The sequence below is a fragment of the Mitsuokella multacida DSM 20544 genome, assembly GCF_000155955.1.
Taxonomy (GTDB): Bacteria; Bacillota; Negativicutes; order Selenomonadales; family Selenomonadaceae; genus Mitsuokella; species Mitsuokella multacida.
Genome location: NZ_GG697141.2, coordinates 16,477 through 40,140, shown reverse-complemented (window position 1 = coordinate 40,140; position 23,664 = coordinate 16,477). Strand labels below are relative to the sequence as shown.

The following is a 23,664-nucleotide window of genomic DNA, read 5'->3' as shown; positions in this document are numbered from 1 at the left end:
CACCTCAGCGCAGCTGACGGTTGAGGAAGTCGCGCCCAAAGACCGTCAGCGTGTAGTAGAGACCGATGAGGAACGGGATGTACTCGGCGATGAGGCGCCAGCAGACTGCGACGATGCCGACGGTACCGGCAGGCACCGTATCGCTGAACAGCAGCACGAAGCCGCCCTCCGCAATGCCCGAGCCGCCCGGCGTCGGCGTGAAGTAAAGCAGCATGTTGAGGAAGATCATGCGCCCCATGACGCTGTACCAGTCCGCATCCGTGACGCCGAGCCCCAAGAGCAGGCACGGCACGATGGCGTAGATGCAGAGCAGGTTGAGCCCCGACTCCGCAAAGACGAGCAGCATCGCCTTCGGCGAAGCCGCGAGGAGCGCGATGGCGCTCTTCGTGTCGCGGTAGAAGGCGATGATCTTGCAACGCCGCTCCTTCTTCGCATGGCGCGCGATGCGGATGACCAGGTAGTCGAGGTAGCCGCGCCTTGCGCCCACGACGATGGCGATGATGACAACGAAGGCCGTCAGCGTGATGGCCATCAACGTGTCGTTCGAGATGCCCGGCACGATGCCCGCATCGTGCATGAAGATGAACGGCATGCAGAGCACGAGGAACAGGATGGACAGCAGCGTGCGCACGATGACGAGCACGGCCGCCTTGCCGGTCGGCACGCCCGCATGGCGCAGGAACATCAGCTGTGCGACCGCGCCGCCCGTCGCGCCCGGCGTCAAGAGTGCGAGGAAGTAATTGCCGAAGACGACCTGTACGGCCTGGTACAGCGTGATCTTCTCGTCCGATATCTTGACGAGATGCATGAGGCGGCTGCCGTCAAAGAACAGCCCGAGAGACACGGCAAGGATAGCCAGCGCGATTGACCACGTCTTGAACTGAGTCAGGTTTTTAAGCGTATTGATGTCCACCGTCGTGTAGATGACGGTCCCGGAAATCACAAGCACCAGGACAATCAATATAAGGAATCGCTTGTAAAACTTATTCATGAAAACTCCAATCCAGCTGTCGTGCCGCCTTATCTTCAGACGACGGTTTCTTCATGAGCCGCAAACGCATTGTGATTGTGGATGGACTCATAATTCTCACATTCAATCGAGAACCAGGCGATGCCCGGCAGGCTGCGCAGCGCGAGGACCGTGTCGCGCAGGATGTCCTCGACGAATTTCGGATTCTCATAAGCAGCTTCTGTCACGTACTTCTCATCCTCGCGCTTCAGGAGCGGATAGATGGGCGAAGACCCTTGCTTCTCGATGAGCGCGGCGAGGTCCTCGATGAAGATGCACTCCTGCCCCTCGCGGAAGCGCACGGCCGTGCGGCAGACCGAGCGCTGGTTGTGCGCTCCGTACTCTGAAATCTCCTTGCTGCACGGGCAGAGCGAGGTGAAGGGGACGTCGACGCCGAGCGTGAACGCCATCTTCTCGCCGCGCACCTTCGTGCCGCGGAAGAAGCAGTCGAGGTCCAGCACGGACTTGCGGCGGCTGACCGGCGCCTCCTTATCGATGAAGTACTTGAAGGAAAGCTCGACTTCGGCCGACTGCGCGTCGAGGCGCTCGAGGGCCTCCTCGAGCATGGCCTCCATCTCCGGCTCAGCCAGCGGCTTCTTGCTCCACGGCATGAGGATCTCGAGGAAGCGGCTCATGTGCGTGCCCTTGTACTCCATCGGCAGCGCGACCGTGAAGAGGATGCGCGCGAGGACCTGCTGGAAGCCGCCGTCCTTCGTCTTGATCAGGAACGGCAAATGCGCGTCCTTGATGCCGACGCGCTGGATGGCGATGCCGCGCGCATCGGCCTGATTCTGTACGTCGCGCATCAGACTTCCCTCGTCTCGTAGGCGATGGGGTCCTCGACACCGGCCTCAGCAAAGCCGCGCAGGCGCAGCTTGCAGCTGTCGCAGATGCCGCAGGCCTTCTCGCCGCCCTTGTAGCAGCTGTGCGTGAACTGGAACGGCGCGCCGAGCTTCGTGCCGAGCAGCACGATGTCCTTCTTGGAGAGGTCCTGCAGCGGCGTCTCAATCGTGATCTTCTGGCCCTTGACAGCCGTCGCCGTCGTCGCGTAGTCGGCGAGGGCCTGGAATTTCTCGATGAATTCTGGACGGCAGTCCGGATAGCCCGAGTAGTCGACGGAATTGACGCCGATGTAGACGTGCGTGGCACCGAGCACCTCGGCGTAGCCCATCGCGTACGAGAGGAAGATCAGGTTGCGCGCCGGCACATACGTCGGCGGCACCGAATGGCGGTTGACATCGCCCTCCGGCACCTCGATCTTCTCATCCGTCAGTGCGGAGCCACCGATGGCCTCCATATTCGTCTCGATGATCAGGTGCTTCTTGACGCCGTAGTATGAGGCAATCTTCTTCGCGCCCTCGAGCTCGATGCTGTGGCGCTGGTGGTAGTTGAAGCTGATCGGGTAGACGTCGTAGCCCTTGCTCTTGGCCACGGCCATGCACGTGCAGCTGTCAAGGCCGCCTGAAAGTAAAACGACTGCTTTTTCCATGATGATTACTCCCTGCTATTTTTGAGCGGCGCTCAGCCGCGGATCTTCTTGATGGCTTCTTCGATATTTTCTGCGCCGTAGATGGCCGAACCCGCCACGAGCACATTGGCGCCGGCCTGACGGACGAGACGGCTCGTCTCCTCGTTGATACCGCCGTCGACCTCGATGTCGCAGTCGAAGCCCATGTCCTGGATCGTGTGGCGCAGCATGTGGATCTTTTCGAGCTGCGACTCGATGAACTTCTGGCCACCGAAGCCCGGATTGACCGTCATGATGAGGACCATGTCGAGGTCCTGCAAGAGCTCTTCGATCATCGCGAGGCTCGTGCCGGGATTCAGTGCGATGCCAGCCTTGCAGCCGGCAGCCTTGATCTGCTGCACGATGCGGTGGCTGTGCTTGGCCGCCTCGATGTGGAATGTGATGATGTCCGCGCCGGCCTCAGCGAAGGCCTCGATCTGCGTCTCGGGATGCTCGACCATCAGGTGGACATCGAAGACGCCCTTCGATGCCTTGCGCAGGCTCTTGACGACAGGTGAGCCCAGCGTGATGTTCGGCACGTACGTGCCGTCCATGACATCGATGTGGATGTAATCGGCGCCGGCGTCCGTGACACGCTTGACCTCATCGGCCAGGTGAGCAAAATCGGCGGAAAGGATGGACGGTGCAATCTTGATCATTTGTATTCCTTCTTTCTGGCAAGCATCTGTGCTTCCTTGACTTCTTGCAGAATCTGTTCATAAGCATCATACCGCTCGCGCGTGATGCTTCTCTCTTCTACGGCCGCTTTGACCGCGCAGCCCGGCTCGTGTGTGTGGCTGCAGGGCGAGAAGCGGCAGGCGCCCTCATACGGGCGGAATTCCGGAAAATAATGCGGCAGGTCGGTCACTTGAAGTTCCGCCATCTCCATGGCGCTGAAGCCCGGCGTGTCGACGATGTAGCCACCCTCGTAGGGCAGGAGCTCCGCGACGCGCGTCGTGTGGCGGCCGCGCTTGATCTTCTCGCTGACATGCCCCGTCGCCAGCGTCAGAGCTGGATTGACCTGATTGAGCAGCGAGGACTTGCCGACGCCGGACGGCCCCGCGAAGACGGAGACCTCCCCCCGCAGACGGCTGCGCAGTACATCGATGCCCTGCCCCGTCTGCGCAGAGACGCGCACGACGGGGTAGCCGATTGTCTCGTAGTCGCGCAGGAAATCCTGCCAGGGCCCCTCGTGCAGGTCCATCTTGTTGACGCAGATGACGATTTTCGGGATGCCCGACCACTCCGCTAGTACGAGAAAGCGGTTAAGGAGAAGCGGATGGAGGTCAGGTGCTGCCGCCGCAAACGTCAGGATGACCTGCGTGAGGTTGGCCACCGCTGGCCGGCGCAACAGGTTCACGCGCGGCAGCTGCTGTTCGATGACGCCCGTGCCGTCGGGCAGCAGCTCGATGGCGACGCGGTCGCCCGGCACGACGCCCGTGCTCTGCCGCCGCTTCTTGAACTTGCCGCGCAGCTTGCAGCTCACGAGCCCCGCTTCCGTCATGACATAGAAAAAACTGTTGTACGCCTTGATGACGCGACCTTCTACCATGTACCCTCCTGCTATCCTTGTCTATTACAATTATAATACGTGTGCGGGCAATGCGTCACCGCTCTTTGCCTGTCTCATTCTGCTTGGATGGGACTTTTGCCTCGCTGTTGCTGTTCTTCTCCGGGTCTTTCTTGTCGGTCTTCTGGACCTGCTGCTTGGCCGGCTCGGCGATGACCAGGCTGATGCTCGAGCCCTCTTCTACCTCACCGCTCGCCGGCGACTGGCTGACGACAGTCCCTGCCGCCTGACGGCTCTCCTGCTTCGAGACGCTGCCGACCCTGAGGCCGCGGCTCTGCAGAGCGGCCTTCGCTGCATCGAGCGAGACGCCCGTCACATCCGGCACGCTGACCTTGTGGCTCTGCTTGCCCTTGCTGACCGTGAGGTCGACCGTCTGGCCGCGGCTAATCTTCGTGCCCGCCTTCGGGTCCTGTTTGATGACCGTGCCCGCCTCTTCATTCGAGTACTTCTCGTAGACTGAGCCGAGCTTCAACCCCATCTTCTTGAGCTGGGCCTCGGCATCCGACTTCGAGAGTCCCGTGAGGTCCGGCATCTCGATCTCTTCGCCGCCCTTGCTGACGTAGATCGTGACGAGACGCTGCTCCTTGACTTTGGAGCCAGCCGTCGGATTCTGTGAGACGACCTGTCCCGCCGGCACATCGGCATTGTAGGTCTCCGCCACGTTGACGCGCAGCTTCTTGTCTTCGAGGATCTGGCGCGCAAGCGTCATCTGCTTGCCCGTGACATCGGGGACTGTGACTTCCGCCGTGCTCCAGAACTTGCCGTAGCTCATGAACGCGCCTACAAAGAAGCCAGCCAGCAAGACGACGAGCAAACCTGCTATGAATTTCTTCGACTTGAAGATGGACTTCTCCTTCTCGGGTTCGTCCTCGTCATAGCCTTCATCTTGCGGCGCGCGGCGCGGAGGTATGGGCTGCTGCGTGGGCTGGACGCGCGGCAGGACCTGCGTCGCATCGGGGTCCTGCGCCATCGGCGCCATCTGCGGCATCGGCTGCGAGCCCGCCATGAGCATGCGCTCGGCCTGGCTGATGTCCTGCACGAGCTCCGCGCTCGTCGGGCGCATGGCCGGGTCCTTGCTCATCGCCTTCGAGACGATGGCCTCGACGACGGGTGGGATGGCGGGGTCGATCTGGCGTACAGGCACCGGCTCCTCCTGCAGGTGCTTGACCGCGATACTGACAGGGTTATCGCCCGTGAACGGCAGCTTGCCGGTCAGCATCTCGTAGAGCACGACGCCGAGCGAGTAGACATCCGACTTCGGCGTGATCATCGTGCCCTTGGCCTGCTCCGGTGAGAAGTAATGGACCGAGCCGATGACATTGCCGCTGTACGTCATCGTGGACTCTGTGACCGCGCGCGCGATGCCGAAGTCGGCCACCTTCGCATGGCCGTCGGCCATCATGAGGATGTTGTGCGGCTTGATGTCGCAGTGCACGAGGTTGTTCGCATGCGCGTGCGCGAGCGCTTCCGCGATCTCGCGGGCCACGCGCAGGGACTCGCTGACCGAGAGGTGCCCCTCCTGGCGGATGCGGTCCTTGAGGGTGCGGCCCGGCACGTATTCCATGACGATGTAGTGGTCGCCGTCCGCTACGCCGACATCGTAGATGTTGACGATATTCGGGTGCGAGAGGCGTGCTGCCGCCTGGGCCTCACGCTGGAATTTATCGATGAATTCCTTGTCCTGCTTGAACTCTTCATGCAGGATCTTGACGGCCACAGGCCGATTGAGCAGGCAATCCTTTGCCTTGTAGACATCGGCCATACCGCCTCCGCCGATCAGCTCTTCGAGTTCATAGCGCTGATCCAAGATACGCTGTACCATATCCGTTCCCCCTACGATTCCAGTATTCCAAGTGGATTATTCCAGTATCTAACGATCTAAGAAGAGTCACATCAGGCTCTCAATGATGTCTCGTGCAATCGGCGCGGCTTCTGTGCCGCCTCCGCCGCCATTCTCCACGATGATGGCAAAGACGATCTTGCGCGCCGGCAGTTCGGCCGAGCCGGTGAACCAGGCGTGATCCTTGCCTGCGGGATTCTCGGCCGTGCCGGTCTTGCCCGTCACGCGGACGCCCTGTACCCGCGCCGCCGTGCCCGTGCCCTTCGTCACGACATCTTCCATATAGCTGTCGATGACGGAGGCCATCTCCGGCGTCGTGGCCGTGAGCCAGCGCGAAGGCTGTGCTTTGTAGACGACCGTGCCGCCCGGCGTGATGACATCCTGCACGAGGTACGGCTTCATGACCTTGCCGCCATTGGCAAAGGCGTCGGCGAGCAGCGCCATGTGCATCGGCGTGACGAGCAGCGCGCTCTGGCCGATGGCCGTCTGGGCCTGATCGCCCTTGGACAGCTTGCCGAAGTCCGGGAAATGCGACTTCGTCATGAGGATCTCATCGCCGATCTCGCGGTCGAAACCGAAGCGCGAAAAAGCATTCTTGAGCTTCTCATCCCCCATGCGCATGCCGAGCGTGCCGAAGGTGATGTTGCACGACTCTGTGACAGCCTGCCTGAGGTCGACGCGGCCGTGGACTTCTCCGTGGCTCTCGCGTATCGTGTGACCACCGCCGACGTCGAGGACGCCGTCGCAGTCAAAGATCTCCGATGCGTTCGTCACGCCGTCCGTCAGCGCCGCGTCCGCAATCATCGGCTTGATGGTCGATCCCGGCGGATAGAGTCCCTGGACCACGCGATTGAGGAGCGGACTGTCCTCCTGAGAGGACAGCGACTTCCAATTCGACTCGATGTCATTGGGGTCGTACGAAGGCGAGCTCACCATCGCGAGCACGGCCCCCGTCCTCGCATCGAGCGCGACAACGGCGCCGCGTCGGTTGCCGAGTCCCTCGACTGCCGCCTTCTGGGCAGCCGGCTCGATCGTCAGCTTGACATCATTGCCGCGCTCCGACTGCAGGAGCTGCGAGAGCGGGCCGAGCCGGCTCATGTCGGCCGTCAGGCCGAGCAGGGCCTGATTGGCATGGCCCTCGATGCCGGCACTGCCGATGTTCTCGCCGTTGTAGCCCGTGACGGCGGCCATGCTCACGCCGAACGGGTAGACGCGGCGGCCATCCGGGCGCGTCTCGGCCAGCACCTGGCCGTCCGCCGCGAGGATGGACCCGCGCTGGATATCCGACTGGGCTGCGGCGCTCCTCATGTTGAGCGGATTCTTCGCGAGGTCATCCGCATCCCAGGTCGAAAGATAGATGATATAAACAGCCAGCAGGCCGAACAGGGCCATCGCAAACGATGCCGCCCTGAGAACCTGCCGCTTGATTTTCCAGTCAGACATTTTTCCGCTCCTTTGACAGGGATAAGAGCATGCCGAGCAAGATGAATCCCGACACCATCGAGCTGCCGCCATAGCTGATGAAGGGCAGCGTGATGCCCGTCAGCGGCAGGAATTTCGTCACGCCGGCGATGATGATGAAGGCCTGCATCAATAAGAGCGCACTGCAGCCAGCGGCGAGCAACAGCTCCTTCTCCTGCGGGCAGGAGAGCGCGATGCAGATGCCGCGCCAGAAGGCCATGACATAGCAGGCCATGAGCATCAGCGAGGCGATGAGGCCCATCTCCTCTGCGATGGCGGCGAAGATGAAGTCCGTGTGGACCTCGGGGATGAAGCCCGGATGGCCGTAGCCAAAGCCGGTCCCCCAGACGCCGCCCGTGCCGAAGGCAAACAGGGACTGGACGACCTGATAGGCCATGCCGTTCGGGTCCTGCCAGGGATTGAGCCAGATATCAAAGCGCACGCGCACATGGGCAAAGCCCATGTAGCAGATGACTGCGGCGATGCCCATGAAGAACAGAGCCAGGAAGACATAGGAACGGCTGCCCGTCGCCATGTACGTCATGAGCACGGCGATGCCGAAGAACAGCAAGGCCGAGCCAAGGTCTTTCTCCACGACAAACATCAGGACCGCGATGCTCCAGATGCAGATGAGCGGCGCGATGAAGCGAAGCGGCGGCAGCTGCAGGAACAGCAGTCTGCGCTTCGGCAGCGTGAGCACCTTGCGGTGATCCGAGAGGTACGCCGCGAGGAACAGCACGATGAGGATCTTTCCGAATTCCGACGGCTGCACCGAGAACGGACCGAGCACCAGCCAGTTGCGGCTGCCGCCGATCTCCGTGCCGAACAGGATGGGCAGGAAGAGCACGACGACGCAGCAGATGCCCGTGATGTACGGGTAATCGACCAGCCTGCCGATGCGATTCCAGAAGCGGATGACGAAAAACATCAGGACCATCGCGATGAGCAGCCAGCGCAGCTGCGGGATGAGAAGTGTGGGCTTGAGGCGCGCGATCTCGACGACGCCGACGCTGGCGAGCAGCATGACGAGCGGAAAGAGGCACGTATCCATGTGCCGCCGCACGAGCACGCCCTGCATGACGACGGCCGCCACGATGACGGCCGCGAGCCACGGCAGGTACGAGATGCCGAGCAGGCTCTCTGTGTGGATGATGCCCGACTGCGGATGTGCCTTGAGGTAGAGGACGATGAGCCCCGAGAGCAGGATGCCAAAGGGCGCCAAGAGCAGACTCCAGTTCTTCATACGGCATACACCACCACGACGGCTGTGACATTGTCGCGCCCGCCCGAGCGCAGCGCGGCCTCTACGAGAGCCCGCGCTGGATCAGCTGTGCCCTGCTGCAGGATGGCCACGATCTCCTCTTCCGAGACCATGTTCATGAGGCCGTCCGTCGCCAAGAGCAGTACGTCGCCCAGCTGGACCTCGAAGCAGCCGCTGTCGACCTCGAGCGATTCCTCAACCCCCACGGCGCGCGTCAGCATGTTCTTCTGCGGATGGATGCGCGCCTCTGCCTCCGTGAGCTCACCGTGCTCGACGAGGTCCTCGACGTACGAGTGGTCGCGCGTGATCTGCTGGAGGCTCTCGCCGCGCAGCAGGTAGAGCCGGCTGTCCCCGACATGCGCCCAGACGGCCCGTCCTTCCTCGATGTGCAGCATGGTCGCCGTCGTCCCCATGCCCTGGCAGTCCGGATTCTGCGCCACCGTGGCGAGGATCTCGTGATTGGCACGATGGATTGCCTCGCAGAGGTCCTGCTCCTCGATATGCGGCAGTCCCGAGAGAGACTCCCGCACGGACTTGACGAGGATGTGGCTCGCGACCTCTCCGGCCGCATGGCCGCCCATGCCGTCGGCTACCACATAGACCTCCGGGGCAAAGACAGCGGCGCTATCCTCATTGATCGGCCTGACACAGCCGACATCGGTCGCTTCATAAACCTTACTCAAAATTCTCACCTCTCGAACCGAAGGGTGACGAGACCAATGCGGATCTTGTCACCAGGGCGCAGATACGCCCTGCCCTCCAGGATTTGACCGTTCACATACGTATGGTTGATGCTGCCGAGATCCTCGATGACATACTGATTGCCATGACGATAAATCTGCGCATGATGGTGCGACACGTAGCCCTCGGGGATCACGATGTGATTGTCGCGCCCGCGTCCGACCATGAGCTGCTCACCGAAGGCAAAGCGCTTGCCCGCGAGCTCCGGCTCCGGCGCTTCCAGCACAGAGACGACGGCCTCCTGCGGCTTCGTCTCCGGCTCCCGGATCGCCGCTGCCTTCTTGCGCACATCTCCGAAGAGACGCCGCGCGAGTGTCACAGTAAACCACAGGAGCCACAGGAGCATGCCATATTCGAGCACCACGCGGATGCCCTTGAGAAAAACGGCTGTCACCGCCAATTATATCACCTCATATCGAAGGACCGTCATGCCGATCCGTATCGTATCCCCATGCTGCAGGCGGCAGGAATCGATGCGCCGCCCCTCGACAAATGTGCCATTCGTGCTCTGCGCGTCGTAGAGCACATGGCGATGATGCTCATAGGAGATCCAGGCATGCAGCCGCGAGGCATTCGTGTCCGTCAGGATGAATTCATTCTTGTCCCGCCGCCCGATGTAGACCTGCTTCTCCCCAATCTCGAGGTAGGCATCGAGGTCAGGTCCCTCGACGACCGTCAGCGCCGCCATCGCGTGGAAAGCCGGCAGGTTGAGCGGCACGTGGCCGTCGAGCGACGGCCGCTTCTGCAGGACGAGCGTATTGGCCGAGACGTCCTCCATCTCATCGGACCGCCCGCAGCGCAGCTTGTAGACGCCGCGGCTGAGTCTCTCATCCTGCTCCATGCGCACGGTGATCACACCGTCTGCCGCGCAGTCCTGCAGGATGATCTGCTTGGCCGCCGTCGTCCGCAGGTCCTCGATGACGCGCCGCGCACAGAGGCGGTGGTAATCCTCGGGATTCAGCGAGAAGATGAACGCCGTGTCGATGTCCTGCCGCTTCTTGCCCGAAGCCTGATGGCGGACTTCCCGTTCCATGCCATTCATGAGCTCGACGGTCTCAAGGCTGCTGCTGAATTTCTTGTTGAAGAAACCTTCTATGTGATTGGCCAGATACGATTCCCATGTCCCTAGCCCCATGGTTTTCGCCTCCGTTTCTTTTACAATGACCACTATCCGTACATTATACCAGATATCTGCTGAAAAAGCTGTGAATTTATCGGAAAACGGTCATCCCTCCAGGTGCTTGTTGCGCAGCTGCCCGCAGGCCGCCTGGATGTCCGTCCCCATCTCGCGCCGCACGGTGACATTGATGTGATGTGCAGTGAGGTAGTGCTCGAACCAATCGATGCGCGCAGCCGACGGGCGCAAAAGATGGCGCTCCGCCACGGGGTTGATGGGGATGAGATTGACGCTGGCCAGCTGGCCGCGCAACAGGGAGACGAGCTCCCTCGCCTGTTCCTCACCGTCGTTGACGCGGTCGATGAGGATGTACTCGTACGTCACGCGGCGCTTCGTCACCTCGGCGTAGTGGCGCGCTGCGCGCACGACATCCACGAGCGGGTACTTGCGGTTGATTGGCATGAGCGTGCTCCGAAGTTCTTGCTCTGGTGCGTGCAAAGAGACCGACAGCGAGATGGGGATGCCCTCCTCGGCGAGCTTGTACATCTGCGGCACGATGCCCGACGTCGAGAGCGTGATGCTGCGGTAGCTCAGACCGAGGACGTAGTCCTCGTGCAGCAGGCGGATGAAGCCGAGCACGTTTTCGTAATTCATCAGCGGCTCGCCCGAGCCCATGATGACTACCGTGTCGACTTTTTCACCCTGCCCCTCCGCGCGCAGCATGTCACTTATAACGATGGCCTGTGAGAGGATCTCGCCCGTCGTCAAGTTGCGCGCCATGCCGTGCAGGGTCGAGGCGCAGAAAGCGCAGCCCATATTGCAGCCGGCCTGCGTCGAGACGCAGATGCTATTGCCGTAGGGCTGGCGCATGAGCACCGTCTCCACCGCCGTGCCATCGGTAAACTCCAGCAGGAACTTCGTCGTATGACCGTCGGACGAATCGAGCCTGTCCTTGCACTTCGGCCGGCCGATGACAAAGGCACCGGAGAGCTCCTCACGGAGCTTCTTCGAGAGATTCGTCATGTCCGCAAAGCCGGTGGCGCCGCGCTGGTACATCCACTCCGCAATCTGGCGGGCGCGGTACTTCGGCAGCGAGAACGGCTGCAATGCTTCCTGGAGCTCCTCAACGGTCAGTCCAAAAATATCCTTCAACGTCTTATCCTTTCTTATCCGTCTGATCCATCTTCTTCATGCGGCAGATGAAGAAGCCGTCCGTGCCGTCAATATGCGGCAACAGCTGGACCATCTTCGACTCGGCATGCTTCGTCGGCAGTGGCAGGTAGTGGCCCGTCGTCTCCAGCTCGAACTCCGGATGCTGCTCGAGGAAGCGGCTGACCACGCCCTGATTCTCGGCGAGCTCAATCGTACAGGTGCTGTAGACGAGCACGCCGCCCGGCTTGACGGCTCTCGCCGCGCTCTCGAGGATGGCGAGCTGCAAATCTGGCAGCGCCGCGATCTCCTGCTGCGTCTTGCGCCAGCGGGCGTCCGGCTTGCGGCGCAGGACGCCGAGGCCGGAGCACGGCGCATCGACGAGCACGCGGTCGGCCATCGCCTCATACTGCTCACCAATCTCACGCGCGTCGATCTCTTCTGTCTCGATGCTCTGGATGCCGAGCCGCGCCGCGTTCTCCTCGATGCGCTGGAGCTTGTGGCTGTAGATGTCGCCGGCAAGGATGCGGCCCTCGTCGTGCATGAGCGCCGCCATGTGCGTCGTCTTGCCGCCCGGCGCTGCACAGCAGTCGATGATGAATTCACCGGGCTGCGGTCCCACGACGTGTGCGACGAGCATCGAGCTCTCGTCCTGCACCTGGCAGCGCCCCTCCTGCAAGGGAGCGAGCGCGTCGAGTGCCCCATGATGACGCACGAGGATGCCCTCGGGAGCCCATTGCGATGGCTCTGCCTCAGCACCGGCCGCCGCGAGCTCAGCGAGGAGCGCTTCGCGGTCTGTGCGCAGGGTATTCGCGCGCACGGAGAGGACGGGCTGTTCATTGTCAAATGCGCAGAGCTTCTCCGCCGCCTCGAAGCCGAAAGTCCTGACCCAGTGGCGCACGAGCCACTCGGGGTGCTGGCTGCGCAGCGCGAGGTTCTCCGTCGCATGGCCCTTGCCGCTCGGGAAGGCCGCCTTCTCGGGCTCGCGCACCGCCGTGCGCAGGACGGCATTGACGAAGCCCGAAAGCCCTTTCACGCCCATGCCCTTGGCGAGGTCCACGGCCGTGTTGCAGGCAGCGGAGGCCGGCACCTTGTCGAGGTAGAAGATCTGGTAGAGGCCGAGCCGCAAGATCTCGCGCACGAACGGCTGGATCTTGCGGACGGGGCGGCTGACGTAGCGGCGCAGGATCCAGTCGAGCGTGCCGCCCGCCTTCACAGCGCCGTAGACGAGCTCCGTGACAAAGCGGCGGTCCTGCTCGCCGAGGTCCAGCTGGCGCAGCGCCTTTGCAAGCGCCACATTGGCGTAGGCGCCGTTCTCATGTACTTCATATAGGATGCGGACTGCCGTCTCGCGCGCTTTATCCATAAATCCACCTCATTCATCTTATCTGTATTTATATTTATATCTATGTTTATTTTTTATCCTTTGGCTTCGGGATGATGATCTTCTCGAGCTGAGCCCGCACTTCCTCGATGTCCACATGCGTGTTGTAGCACGGCCCGTTGGGGCGGATGTTGAGGACGCCGACAGCCGGCAGCGGATAGACATCCTGGATGCCGCTCATGAGATCTCGCTCACAAGCGATGGCCAGCACGGCCTTCGGCTTCGTCTTGTAGACAATCTGGCGGGCGAGCGTCCCGCCCGTCGCCACGAAGAAGTGGAAGCCCATCTCGTGCGACAGCGTCACGAGGGCACCGATGTCACAGGCGCCGCAGCGCTTGCAGTTCTCCGGGTCCCGCGTGATCTTATGCGGGCACGAAGCGAGCTGCAGGCAGTGCGGTGTCACGACGAGCAAACGGTCAGCTGGCACGCGGATGCCCATGCGGTTGAACAGGAGGTTGCTGACCGCGATGAACGAGCCTTCGAGCTTGCGGCGCCGGATGCCAAAGACGGTCCCTAAGCGCACGGCCAGCGGGAAGAGCAGGTTGATGAGCTCGTACGTCTGGCGCTGCAAGAACGGCAGGTACGGAAGCCCCGCCACCGCGAGGACCATGTTGAAGATGCTGAAGAACGCCCCGAGCACCAGGACGGTGAACACCGCGCCGATGATCCAGGGCAACATGGGCTGGATGGACCGGAGTCCCGGCACGCCGATGTACCAGATGGCGTAGAGGATGGCGGCCATCAGCACGGCCGTCAGAGACAGCATGCCGATGAACAGGCGCTTCTTCGGGCGCCCCGTCATCACGTAATCGTTTTTTGCCTTTGTCATAGTTCAGTCCTCAAACTGAGCGGGCAGCGCGATGGCATGGCCGTTGAGGTAATCCCGTGCCGCCATGCGCTTCTTGCCAGGAGCCTGGAGCTCCGTGACCTCCAGCACGCCGTCGCCCGCTGCCACAAAGAGACCTTCTTTCTTGTCGGCCCGCAGGATGGTGCCCGGCTGCTCGGCTGTCTTCTCCGCCGTGCAGCGCGTGCGCCAGATCTTGTACTTCTTGCCGCCGAGGAACGTGTAGGCACCAGGCCACGAATCGAGACCGCGCACGAGGTCGTGGATCTTCTTGGCAGGCTCTGCCCAGTGGATGTGCCCCGTCTCCTTCGTCAGCATCGGCGCGTAATTCGACTCACCCGTCTGCGGGATGCGCTTGAGCGTGCCAGCCGAGAGCGCTTCGAGCGTCTCGATAAGCACCTTGGCGCCGAGCTCCATGAGGCCGTCATGGACCTCCTCGAGCGTCGTGTCCGGGCCGATCGGGAACTCTGCCTTGAGCAGCATGTCGCCCGTATCGAGGCCGGCGTCCATGAACATCGTCGTAACGCCCGTCTTCTTCTCGCCGTCGATGACGCACCACTGCATCGGCGCCGCACCGCGGTAGCGCGGCAAGAGCGAGCCGTGCACATTGATGCAGCCGTACGGCGGGATATCGAGGATGCGCTGCGAGAGAATCTGGCCGAAGGCCACGACGACCATGAGGTCCGGCTTCTGCTCCTCGAGGAAGGCCGTGAATGCCTCTTCCTTGATCTTCTTCGGCTGCCATACGGGCAGGCCGTGAGCCTCGGCCCAGGCCTTGACTGGCGACGGCACGAGCTTCTGGCCGCGGCCTCTCGGCTTGTCCGGCTGCGTCACGACGCCGATGACGTCGCAGTGCTCGTAGAGGGCCGCAAGGCACGGCACGGCAAACTCCGGCGTGCCCATGAAAATGACGCGAAACTTCTTCATGCCTGATTCCCCCTGTGCAGACTCTTGGCGATGTCGATGAAGAGCTGGCCTTCGAGATGGTCGAGTTCGTGCTGGATGCAGCGGGCCAGTAGTCCCGTTGCCGTCAGATGCTGCTTCTTGCCGCGTCGGTTGAGGAATTCCACCTTGACCTTGGCCGCACGCTCCACCTCACCGTAGATGCCCGGCACGGAAAGACAGCCCTCCGTGTCCGTCGCCGTGCCCTCACGGAACGTGATGACGGGATTGATGAGCTCGATGAGCCCGTGGTCGTCCTGGCAGTCGATGACGACGACGCGGATGGGACGGCCGACCTGCGGCGCTGCGAGGCCGACACCATCGCTCTCATACATCGTGACGGCCATGTCGTCGAGCAGCTTGCGCAGATCCTTGTCGATCTTCTCCACTGGAGCGCAGACCTCCTTGAGGACCGGTGCTCCTGCCTTCTTGATTTCCAATATTGCCATAAAGAAAATTCTCCTTTTATACTCTTATACAATAGCACGGACGCGCCAGGCTGCCTGACGCGTCTATCAATCACTGCATTCTCATTTGCGTTCCTTGGCCGTCTGTCCGACCTTGACCATGATGGCGAGGACTACCTCCGCCGCCTTCTTGAGCGACGGCAGCGGCAAGTACTCAAAGCGGCCGTGGAAGTTCGCGCCGCCCGTGAAGAGGTTCGGGCACGGCAGGCCCATGAACGAGAGGCGTGCACCATCCGTACCGCCGCGGATTGGCTGGACATCCGGCTCGACGCCCACCTCTTCCATGGCCGCACGCGCGAGATCCACGACGCACATATTGCCATCCTCGATCTTCTCGAGCATGTTGTAGTAGACATCGCGATGATGCACCTCGACAGAGCCCTCGCCGTACTTCTTGTTGAAGAACGCGGCCATATCATCTAGCAGCGCCTTGCGGCGCTCGAAATGCGCGCGGTCGTGGTCGCGCACGAGCATCTCCATCGTAACCGTCTCGACGCCGCCATGGATCGTGTGGACATGGAAGAAGCCCTCATGGCCTTCCGTGTACTCCGGCTTTTCGCCGGCCGGCAGCATCTGCTGCCACTCCGCGGCCATCGAGACCGCATTCTTCATCTTGCCCTTGGCATCGCCCGTGTGGACGCTGCGGCCGTGGAAGACGATTGTCGGGTTGGCCGCATTGAAGTTCTCGTACTCCAGGCCGCCGAGTTCGCCGCCGTCGACCGTGTAGGCGAAATCCGCGCCGAACGCCTTGACGTCGAAGCGGTCCGCGCTGCGGCCCGTCTCCTCATCCGGTGTGAAGCCCAGGCGGATCTTGCCGTGCCGGATTTCCGGATGTGCCATGAGGTATTCCGCCGCGCTGACGATGGCCGTGACGCCGGCCTTGTCATCCGCGCCCAAGAGCGTCGTGCCGTCCGTCATCATGATATCCTGGCCCTTGTAGCGCTCGATGCCTGGGAAATCCGCTACTGAGAAGACGATGTTCTTCTCCTTGTTCAGCACGATATCGCCACCCGGATACGCGCGGATGATCTGCTCGTGGATGGGACCGCCCGCCGCATCAGGACTCGTATCGAGATGCGAGATAAAACCGACGACCGGCGCATCGCCGTCGTCGTTGGCCGGCAGCGTCGCCATGACGTAGGCATGCTCATCCACCGTCACCTCCGTGAGGCCGATAGAGCGGAGCTCCTCTGCCAGATGCTCTGCGAGCACCATCTGTCCCTGTGTCGAAGGGCATTCCTTGTCATTTGCCTCATCCGACTGTGTATTGAAGGAAATATAATCACGGAACCGCTTGACGACGGTCTCCATCTTGATTTCCATTTTCATGTCGATCACCTCGTACTATTAAATCATCATATCATTATACCAAGAATCGCAGACAGCGACAAGTCAGCGCGCCGCCTTTCCGCCGTCCTGCGACTGCGTCAGGGGAATCTCGCCGTCATGCACGAAGTGATGGATCGTGAACTGCTGGAACGTCATGGCGGCCGGCGAGAGCGGCCGCGAGGTATTCCAGGCGATGCCGACGGCGCGCTTGCAGAGCGGGAACGATATCGGCACGAAGACGACGCCGAGGTGTTCCGTGCACGGCACATGCGGCAGGATGCTGACGCCAAGGTGCGCCGCGACGAACGAGACGAGCGTGTGGACCTCATCCCCTTCGAAGACGATCTGCGGATGGCTCTCCGCAAGGTCGAGGAACTGGTTGACCTGCTGGCGCAGCGTGTACTCCGGCTTCAAAGCGACGAAAGGCTCGTCTTCGATCTCGCGCAAGTTGACGCGCGACTTCTGAGCGAGCGGATGATCCTCCGGCACGACGAGGAACATTTCCTCCGACCAGAGGTACATCCAGGCCGTGTCGGGCTCATTCATCGTCGAGCAGAGGCAGATATCCGTCTCGCCACTCGTCAGCTGCTCCGAGAGCATCGACGAGTTCTGCTGGTTGAGCTTGACATCGATGTGCGGGTAGCGCTCGTGGAACTGGCGCAGGATCAGCGGCAAAAAGGTGTCGCCGAGCGAGTGCAGGAACGAGAGGTGCACGACGCCTGCGCCGCCGTTATCAAGCTCGATCTCCTGCTCAGCCAGGGCGAGTTCGCGGATCACGCGGTCGACGTGGAACAGGAATTTCTGTCCGGCCTCGGTCAGCTCCGACGTGCGGCCATGGCGCTCGAACAAGGTGACACCGAGCTCCTGCTCCAGCTTCTGGATGGAGCGGGAGAGTGCTGACTGCGAGACGGCCATCTCTTCCGCCGCCTGCGTGAAATGGTGGCACTTGGCCATCGCCTGGAAATACTTGAGTTGTGTCAATTCCATTCTATTGTTCCTCGTTTCTTACTTTCTTGCATACTATGCATAATTACTTTAGGTTATAGTCTATTATATGCATGGGTGCATAGACTGACAACGTTTTCCTGCTTCTTTTCCATGAGTTTTTTGCAATGTATCCATGTATACAAAGCATTTATCATGAATTTCCTGCAAGAATTGCGAGGATTTGCCTTGATTATGCACAATTCGCATCTTATTTGTGAAAATAATACATTAGACGGCCCGGAAAAAGACGACTATACTGAGTTTCAGATTTCATCCATAAGTATTTCCGATAAGCGTTTTAATCATTTGATAAGCAGGTGAGAGATTTTGAATAACCGTATCCCCTTGGATTATGTTGAAGAGCTCTGTGCAGAGACAGGCATGTCAGAGAGCGATGCCTACCGCATGCTGACCGTCGCGCACTGCACGGCAATCCATCATCCACGTCATCACAAGAAACTTGTTTCAGCTGGAAAGGAGTCTTCTGATATGGCAGATGTAGCTGCCCCGACGCGCCTCTGGTCGCGCGATTACGTATTCGACATTGGCGTCAACTTCCTCGTCTATTCGGTCCACTTCCTCCTGATGCTCTGGTCCACGGCCTATGCCATCTACACATGGAATGCCTCCATCAGCATGGCCGGCCTCGCCTCGGGCCTCTTCATCGTCGGCGCCCTGTTCGCCCGCATCCCGGCCGGACGCTTCATCGACTTCGTCGGCCGCCGCAAGATGTTCCTCGCGGGAACGCTGATGTTCTTCCTGCTTGTCCTCTGCTACGAGCTCGCGCCGACGCTCGAGGTCTTCATGGTCGTCCGCTTCCTGCACGGCCTTTCGTTCGGCACGACTTCGACGGCGGCGAGCACGGTCGTCGCCGCGCTCGTCCCGCTCAAGCGCATGGGCACGGGCATCGGCTACTTCACGCTCGGCGTCACGATGGCCTCGGCCATCGGCCCGTTCATCGCCATGAATCTCACTTCTGCGCATGAGTTCACGCTCGCCATCGAGATCTGCTCGGTCGCCACGTTCGTCATCTTCGCGCTCTCCTTCTTCATCAAGGCACCGGAGCGCACGATCCTGCCGGAAGAGAAGGCCGACCTCCACAAGGTATCGTTCGACCGCTTCTTCTCCATCAAAGCCCTCGCCATCTCCTGCATCGCCCTGATGGCAGGCGTCTGCTACTCCACTGTCCTGAGCTTCCTCGGCGCCTACACGGCCCACATCGGCATCACGGGCATCGGCGCGACGGGCTTCTTCCTCTGCTTCGCCGCTACGTCCTTCATCAGCCGCCCGCTGACGGGATACCTGCTCGACCACTTCGGCGGCAACGTCGTCATCTACCCGGCACTCATCTGCATGGCCATCGCCATGGCCTTCATCGGCACGGCCAGCACGGATGCTGCAATGCTCATCGGCGCCCTGTTTCTCGGCTTCGGCTACGGCACGACGACGGCTTCCTGCCATGCACTCGCCGTTCACTGCGCACCGATGCATCAGGTCGGCGTCGCGACGAGCACCTACTTCGTGCTGCTCGACTTCGGCATCGGCGTCGGCCCGTACACGCTCGGCAGCTTTGTCCCGAGCTTCGGCTTCTCCTTCGTCTATCTCGCAGCCGGTGCCATCTCCCTCGGCGGTATCGCGCTCTACTACTACCTGCTCGCACGCCATCATCGCTTCACGCGCCATCAGATGGACCGCGATAGCGAGGCCAAGACAATCATCGCCGAGCGCCGCCAGCGCTTCTACGAGAAGCGCCTCGCCGCAGCGCACTGACCAAGACTCCCACGATTTCCAATACCCCATACGAAAATACGGTATCCATCCTTACGATGGATACCGTATTTTCGTATGGGGAGCCGCTGCCTCATCGGACAGCGAGCATCGACTCCGGCTTCAGATGGTAGATGCGCACGGCGTTCTCATAGAAGACTTCCTGCCAGTGCTCCTCTGGGATGATCTCCTTCGTGAAGGCGATGTAATCCCCGAGGTTGGCAAGCGGCCAGTCCGTGCCGAACATGAAGCGATCATAGAGGTCGAGATACTCGAGCCAGCCCTTGAGCCGTTCGATGTAGAAATGCTTCTTCTCGCAGAACGCCGCAAAATCCGGTATCTTGCGCTCCAAGAGCCCCGAGAGATCTGCTGCGACATTGGGGTTCTTCTCGATGACGGCTGCCGCGTCAGTGAACCACGGCTCGCCGAAGTGGCACATGACGAACTGCACCTCGCGGAACTTCGTCGCCGCCTCATCCATGACGAGCGGGTGGCTGTACTTCAGCAGCGCCTTATCCGTCGCCGTCAGGCCCGTGTGGACCGCGACTGGCTTCTTATAGCGCGCGGCCAGCTCATAGATGGGCGTGAGCCGGTCGTCGTAGAGATAGAACGAAGCGTAGCCCGGATAGAGCTTGATGCCGACGCAGCGCTCGCTCCTCAGATGCTGCTCGATGAGATGGAGCTTTTGCGGCAGCTTCGCCATGTCGAATACCTGGCTGTCGAGCCCGATGCAGTAGGACAGGAACGGCGGGTAAGCGGGCTCGAGCTCCTCGACGGGCAGATTGCCCATGACGATGCCGTGCACCATGCCGCGCATCCTGTACTGCTCGAGCAGGTGGTCGGCGCTGTTCTCGTGCTCTGCCGCCTTGGCAATCTCGTCAAAGTAGGCATCCGTCGCAAAGTGAAGATGTGCATCGATAATTTTCATAGACTTTCACCTTATCTCGGCGCATCGCCTCAGAGGCGTGCAAAGGCCTCTTTGGCGAGACGCGCCATGTACTTGGCAGCCGGTCCGAGGGCTGCCGGATCAACGTGGAATTTCGGGTTGTGGTTGGCCGGCGACTTGCCCGTGCCGACGAGCACGAAAGCACCGGGGATCTCCTCCTGATAGTAGGCGAAGTCCTCACCGGCCAGATTGACGGGGGCCGGCTCCACGGTCAGGCCCGACTCCTCGGCCATTTGGATGGCAAAATCTGTCCAGGCGGGCGTGTTATTCGTCGCCGGTGGTCCGGCATACCAGGTCAGCTCAGCATGACCGCCGAAGGAAGCCGCCTGCCCCTCTGCGAGTTCGTAGATGCGCTGCTTGATGCGCTTGCGGTCCTCCGCCGTCAGGCAGCGGACCGTGCCCTCAAGCCACGCGGATTCGGGGATGACGTTCCAGGTGTTGCCGCTCTCGATGTGCGTGATCGAGACGAGGCTCGGATGTGCGGGGTCGATGTTGCGCGAGACGATGCTCTGCGCCGCCGTGACGAAGCTCGCCGCCATGACGATCGGGTCCGTGCCGCGCTCTGGATGCGCCGCATGCGTGCCCTTGCCGCAGAATGTCACCGTGAACTTGTCGACGGAAGCCGTCACGGCGCCCGCGCGGATGCCGAGCGTGCCGACATCGTAGAGCGGCGACGTGTGCAGTCCGAAGATGGCCTGCACTTCCTTGAGCACGCCTGTCTCCATGACCTTGCGCGCGCCGCCCGGCGCTTCCTCCGCCGGCTGGAAGATCAGGTAGACCGTGCCAGCAAGATCCTTTTCCTGCGCCTTGAGCAGGTAGGCTGAGCCGAGCACCGTGCTGATGTGGAAGTCATGACCGCAGGCATGCATGCGTCCCGCGTGCTCCGAGGCGTAGTCGAGGCCCGACTCCTCCTGGATGGGCAGGCCGTCGATGTCGCAGCGCAGCGCGATGAACGGCGCCTCTCCTGTGCCGACCTTGGCGACGAGGCCTGTATTGAGCGGCAGGTCGAGGACCTCGATGTCTGCCGCCGCGAGGTCGTCTCTGAGGCGCTTCGTCGTCTCGACTTCCTCGTAGGAGAGCTCCGGATGGCGGTGGAACCAGTAGAATTCGTCGGTTATCTTCTGGAGGATTTCTCTTTCGTTCATGTCTGTCCCTCTCAATCTATATACATAGTTAATTAATATGTTTTACCGATATTGTAATATAGCGCAGGGCTCGTGTCAATCGTTCTGTTGCCTGATATAGAAAAAACTCCTGGCACCTAACGGTGCCAGAAGTCATTTCAATCATTCGTATTCTGCCTTATTCGGCAAGCGGCTTCATCGTCGGGAACAGCAAGACGTCACGGATGGACGGCGCGTCCGTCAGCAGCATGACGAGTCGGTCGATGCCGATGCCGACGCCGCCCGTTGGCGGCAGGCCGTACTCCATGGCCGTGATGTAGTCGCGGTCCATGACGTGCGCCTCATCGTCGCCAGCCTCGCGCTGCTTGAGCTGGTCGAGGAAGCGGCCTTCCTGGTCGATCGGGTCGTTGAGCTCCGTGAAGCCGTTGGCCAGCTCGCGGCCGTAGATGAAGAACTCGAAGCGGTCCGTGATGCGCGGGTCTTCCGGATTGCGCTTGGCAAGCGGCGAGATCTCCGTCGGATGGCCCGTGATGAACGTCGGCTGCATCAGGGTCTCCTCGACCTTCTCCTCGAAGGCCTGGTTGAGGATGCCGCCGATGCCATGGCGCTGCTCGTACGGGACGCCGATCTCATCGGCCATCTTGCGGGCCTCTTCAACCGTCTCGCAGGAGAGGAAGTCCTTGCCCGTCGCCTCTTTGACGGCGTCGTTCATGCTGATGCGCTTGACCTTCGAGAGGTCGATCTCGACGCCCTGGTAGTTGATGACCGGCGTGCCGAGAACCGACTTAGCGGCATTGACGACAATGCCTTCGGTGATGTCCATCATGTCCGTATAGTCCGCGTACGCCTGATAGAACTCGATCGTCGTGAACTCCGGATTGTGGCGGACGTCCATGCCCTCGTTGCGGAAGACGCGGCCCATCTCGTAGACGCGGTCGAAGCCGCCGATGACGAGGCGCTTGAGGTTGAGCTCCGTCGCGATGCGCAGGTAGAGGTCGATGTCGAGCGCATTGTGGTGCGTGACGAACGGGCGCGCCGCAGCGCCGCCGGCGATCGTCGAGAGCACCGGCGTCTCGACTTCGAGGTAATCGCGCGTATCGAGGTACGAGCGGATGGACTGGATGATCTTCGTGCGCTTGCGGAAGGTCTCGCGGACCTCCGGGTTCATGATGAGGTCGAGGTATCGCTGACGGTAGCGGATGTCGACATCCTGCAGGCCGTGGAACTTCTCCGGCAGCGGGCGCAGGGATTTCGAGAGCAGGTCAAAATCCTCGACGCGGACCGTCACCTCGCCGCGATGCGTCTTGAAGACGATGCCGCGAATGCCGACGATGTCGCCGATGTCGAGCTTCTTGAACTGGTTCTTGTACTTATCCTCGCCGAGCACATCGATCTTGAAGTAGACCTGGATGTTGCCCGTGCGGTCGTTGAGCGTGCAGAACGATGCTTTGCCGTGGCCGCGGATGGCCATGAGGCGGCCGGCGATGCGGACCTCGCCGCCCTCTTCGTCACCCTCGAGGTGCGCGTACTTCTCCTTGATTGGCTCGGCATAGTCCGTGACATCGTAGCGATGGCCAAACGGCGGCACGCCCATGGCGCGGAACTCTTCCATCTTTTCGCGGCGGACCTTCATCATCTCATTGAGGTCTTCCACAGGAGCCTGCTGCCCCTTCTGCTTCTTATCTGACATACTTTCCATTACTCCAATCTGACAGGATTGCTGGCTCAGCCCTTGATATCGAGAATCTCGTACTTGATGATGCCGGCCGGAGCATGCACATCGATGACGCTGCCGCTCTTCTGGCCGAGCAGTGCCTGGCCGAGCGGGGACTCGTTCGAGATCTTGCCCTCGTCCGGGTCTGCCTCCGTCGAGCCGACGAGCATGAAGGTCTCCTCATCGCCGAACTCGATGTCCTTGACCGTGACCTTGCTGCCCATCTGGACAACGTCGCCGGCACCGGCCTTGATGATGTGCGAGTTGCGGATCTTGGCCGTGAGGTCCTGGATCTCGCCCTCGAGGAATGCCTGCTCATTCTTGGCGTCATCGTACTCCGAGTTCTCGGAGAGGTCGCCGAGTGCGATAGCTGCCTTCAGGCGCTGCGCAATCTCGATACGCTTGACGCTCTTGAGGTAATTGAGCTTTTCTACGAGTTTATTATAGCCTTCTTCGGTCAGCATGACCTGTTTATCTGCCATGATAAAACGCCCCTTTTTGTTTC

General features: G+C 61.2%; 23 protein-coding genes. 1 reads left to right on the top strand and 22 read right to left on the bottom strand.

Going from position 1 to position 23,664, the window contains the following annotated elements:
- Positions 1 to 4: 4 nt before the first annotated feature.
- The 18 genes from MITSMUL_RS00195 to MITSMUL_RS00110 all read right to left on the bottom strand — a co-directional run bounded on the left by MITSMUL_RS00195 (position 5) and on the right by MITSMUL_RS00110 (position 17,608).
- Positions 5 to 991, bottom strand: coding sequence for a lysylphosphatidylglycerol synthase transmembrane domain-containing protein (locus MITSMUL_RS00195; protein WP_005838837.1), 987 nt, complete (start codon positions 989 to 991; stop codon positions 5 to 7).
- Between the two features lie 35 nt (positions 992 to 1,026).
- The gene (gene folE2, locus MITSMUL_RS00190) at positions 1,027 to 1,815 is read right to left on the bottom strand and encodes a GTP cyclohydrolase FolE2 (protein WP_005838835.1); all 789 of its coding nucleotides are present in this window, start codon (positions 1,813 to 1,815) and stop codon (positions 1,027 to 1,029) included.
- Positions 1,815 to 2,498 (bottom strand): 7-cyano-7-deazaguanine synthase QueC, encoded by a 684-nt coding sequence (queC, locus tag MITSMUL_RS00185; RefSeq protein WP_040635169.1) that lies wholly within the window; start codon positions 2,496 to 2,498, stop codon positions 1,815 to 1,817. Before queC ends, folE2 begins: the two co-directional genes overlap by 1 nt.
- Before the next feature lie 32 nt (positions 2,499 to 2,530).
- A complete protein-coding gene (rpe, locus tag MITSMUL_RS00180) occupies positions 2,531 to 3,175 on the bottom strand; it encodes a ribulose-phosphate 3-epimerase (RefSeq protein ID WP_005838831.1) in 645 nt (214 codons plus the stop codon).
- A complete protein-coding gene (rsgA, locus tag MITSMUL_RS00175) occupies positions 3,172 to 4,068 on the bottom strand; it encodes a ribosome small subunit-dependent GTPase A (protein WP_005838829.1) in 897 nt (298 codons plus the stop codon). The genes rpe and rsgA overlap by 4 nt, the downstream gene beginning before the upstream one ends.
- Before the next feature lie 55 nt (positions 4,069 to 4,123).
- Entirely contained in the window at positions 4,124 to 5,908 is a 1,785-nt protein-coding gene (pknB, locus tag MITSMUL_RS00170) for a Stk1 family PASTA domain-containing Ser/Thr kinase (protein ID WP_005838827.1), read from the bottom strand.
- A 66-nt stretch (positions 5,909 to 5,974) separates the two neighbouring features.
- Positions 5,975 to 7,369 carry a peptidoglycan D,D-transpeptidase FtsI family protein gene (locus MITSMUL_RS00165; RefSeq protein WP_005838824.1) on the bottom strand — a complete coding sequence of 465 codons (1,395 nt, stop codon included), beginning with the start codon at positions 7,367 to 7,369 and terminating at the stop codon, positions 5,975 to 5,977.
- On the bottom strand, positions 7,362 to 8,630 hold the full coding sequence (locus MITSMUL_RS00160) for an FtsW/RodA/SpoVE family cell cycle protein (protein ID WP_005838822.1): 1,269 nt from the start codon (positions 8,628 to 8,630) through the stop codon (positions 7,362 to 7,364). Before MITSMUL_RS00160 ends, MITSMUL_RS00165 begins: the two co-directional genes overlap by 8 nt.
- A complete protein-coding gene (locus MITSMUL_RS00155) occupies positions 8,627 to 9,331 on the bottom strand; it encodes a Stp1/IreP family PP2C-type Ser/Thr phosphatase (RefSeq protein WP_040635165.1) in 705 nt (234 codons plus the stop codon). The genes MITSMUL_RS00160 and MITSMUL_RS00155 overlap by 4 nt, the downstream gene beginning before the upstream one ends.
- Before the next feature lie 5 nt (positions 9,332 to 9,336).
- Positions 9,337 to 9,789, bottom strand: coding sequence for an FHA domain-containing protein (locus MITSMUL_RS00150; protein WP_005838818.1), 453 nt, complete (start codon positions 9,787 to 9,789; stop codon positions 9,337 to 9,339).
- Complete coding sequence (locus MITSMUL_RS00145; protein ID WP_040635163.1) at positions 9,790 to 10,524, bottom strand: FhaA domain-containing protein; 735 nt, start codon at positions 10,522 to 10,524, stop codon at positions 9,790 to 9,792. It abuts the gene before it with no gap.
- A 90-nt stretch (positions 10,525 to 10,614) separates the two neighbouring features.
- Positions 10,615 to 11,658: a dual-specificity RNA methyltransferase RlmN gene (gene rlmN / locus MITSMUL_RS00140; protein WP_005838814.1), complete on the bottom strand. Its 1,044-nt coding sequence runs from the start codon at positions 11,656 to 11,658 to the stop codon at positions 10,615 to 10,617.
- Positions 11,659 to 11,662: 4 nt separating this feature from the next.
- Positions 11,663 to 13,021 (bottom strand): 16S rRNA (cytosine(967)-C(5))-methyltransferase RsmB, encoded by a 1,359-nt coding sequence (rsmB, locus tag MITSMUL_RS00135; protein ID WP_005838812.1) that lies wholly within the window; start codon positions 13,019 to 13,021, stop codon positions 11,663 to 11,665.
- A 46-nt stretch (positions 13,022 to 13,067) separates the two neighbouring features.
- Positions 13,068 to 13,868, bottom strand: a complete 801-nt coding sequence (locus MITSMUL_RS00130) for a DUF116 domain-containing protein (RefSeq protein ID WP_005838809.1) — start codon at positions 13,866 to 13,868, stop codon at positions 13,068 to 13,070.
- A 3-nt stretch (positions 13,869 to 13,871) separates the two neighbouring features.
- Entirely contained in the window at positions 13,872 to 14,810 is a 939-nt protein-coding gene (fmt, locus tag MITSMUL_RS00125; RefSeq protein ID WP_005838808.1) for a methionyl-tRNA formyltransferase, read from the bottom strand.
- Positions 14,807 to 15,274 carry a peptide deformylase gene (def, locus tag MITSMUL_RS00120; RefSeq protein WP_005838806.1) on the bottom strand — a complete coding sequence of 156 codons (468 nt, stop codon included), beginning with the start codon at positions 15,272 to 15,274 and terminating at the stop codon, positions 14,807 to 14,809. The genes fmt and def overlap by 4 nt, the downstream gene beginning before the upstream one ends.
- Positions 15,275 to 15,355: 81 nt before the next feature.
- Positions 15,356 to 16,621: a peptidase T gene (gene pepT / locus MITSMUL_RS00115; RefSeq protein WP_005838804.1), complete on the bottom strand. Its 1,266-nt coding sequence runs from the start codon at positions 16,619 to 16,621 to the stop codon at positions 15,356 to 15,358.
- 63 nt (positions 16,622 to 16,684) lie between these two features.
- Positions 16,685 to 17,608, bottom strand: a complete 924-nt coding sequence (locus tag MITSMUL_RS00110; RefSeq protein WP_005838802.1) for a LysR family transcriptional regulator — start codon at positions 17,606 to 17,608, stop codon at positions 16,685 to 16,687.
- A gap of 489 nt (positions 17,609 to 18,097) precedes the next feature.
- Here MITSMUL_RS00110 and MITSMUL_RS00105 point away from each other — a divergent pair, with 489 nt between their 5' ends.
- Positions 18,098 to 19,378: an MFS transporter gene (locus tag MITSMUL_RS00105; protein ID WP_005838798.1), complete on the top strand. Its 1,281-nt coding sequence runs from the start codon at positions 18,098 to 18,100 to the stop codon at positions 19,376 to 19,378.
- 91 nt (positions 19,379 to 19,469) lie between these two features.
- On the opposite strand, the gene MITSMUL_RS00100 is transcribed toward MITSMUL_RS00105, so the two are convergent.
- The 4 genes from MITSMUL_RS00100 to greA form a co-directional block, all read right to left on the bottom strand.
- A complete protein-coding gene (locus MITSMUL_RS00100; RefSeq protein ID WP_005838796.1) occupies positions 19,470 to 20,303 on the bottom strand; it encodes an amidohydrolase family protein in 834 nt (277 codons plus the stop codon).
- Positions 20,304 to 20,332: 29 nt separating this feature from the next.
- Positions 20,333 to 21,466 carry an amidohydrolase gene (locus tag MITSMUL_RS00095; protein ID WP_005838795.1) on the bottom strand — a complete coding sequence of 378 codons (1,134 nt, stop codon included), beginning with the start codon at positions 21,464 to 21,466 and terminating at the stop codon, positions 20,333 to 20,335.
- A 157-nt stretch (positions 21,467 to 21,623) separates the two neighbouring features.
- A complete protein-coding gene (gene lysS, locus MITSMUL_RS00090; protein ID WP_005838794.1) occupies positions 21,624 to 23,144 on the bottom strand; it encodes a lysine--tRNA ligase in 1,521 nt (506 codons plus the stop codon).
- Between the two features lie 26 nt (positions 23,145 to 23,170).
- Entirely contained in the window at positions 23,171 to 23,641 is a 471-nt protein-coding gene (gene greA / locus MITSMUL_RS00085; RefSeq protein ID WP_005838792.1) for a transcription elongation factor GreA, read from the bottom strand.
- Positions 23,642 to 23,664 lie beyond the last annotated feature (23 nt).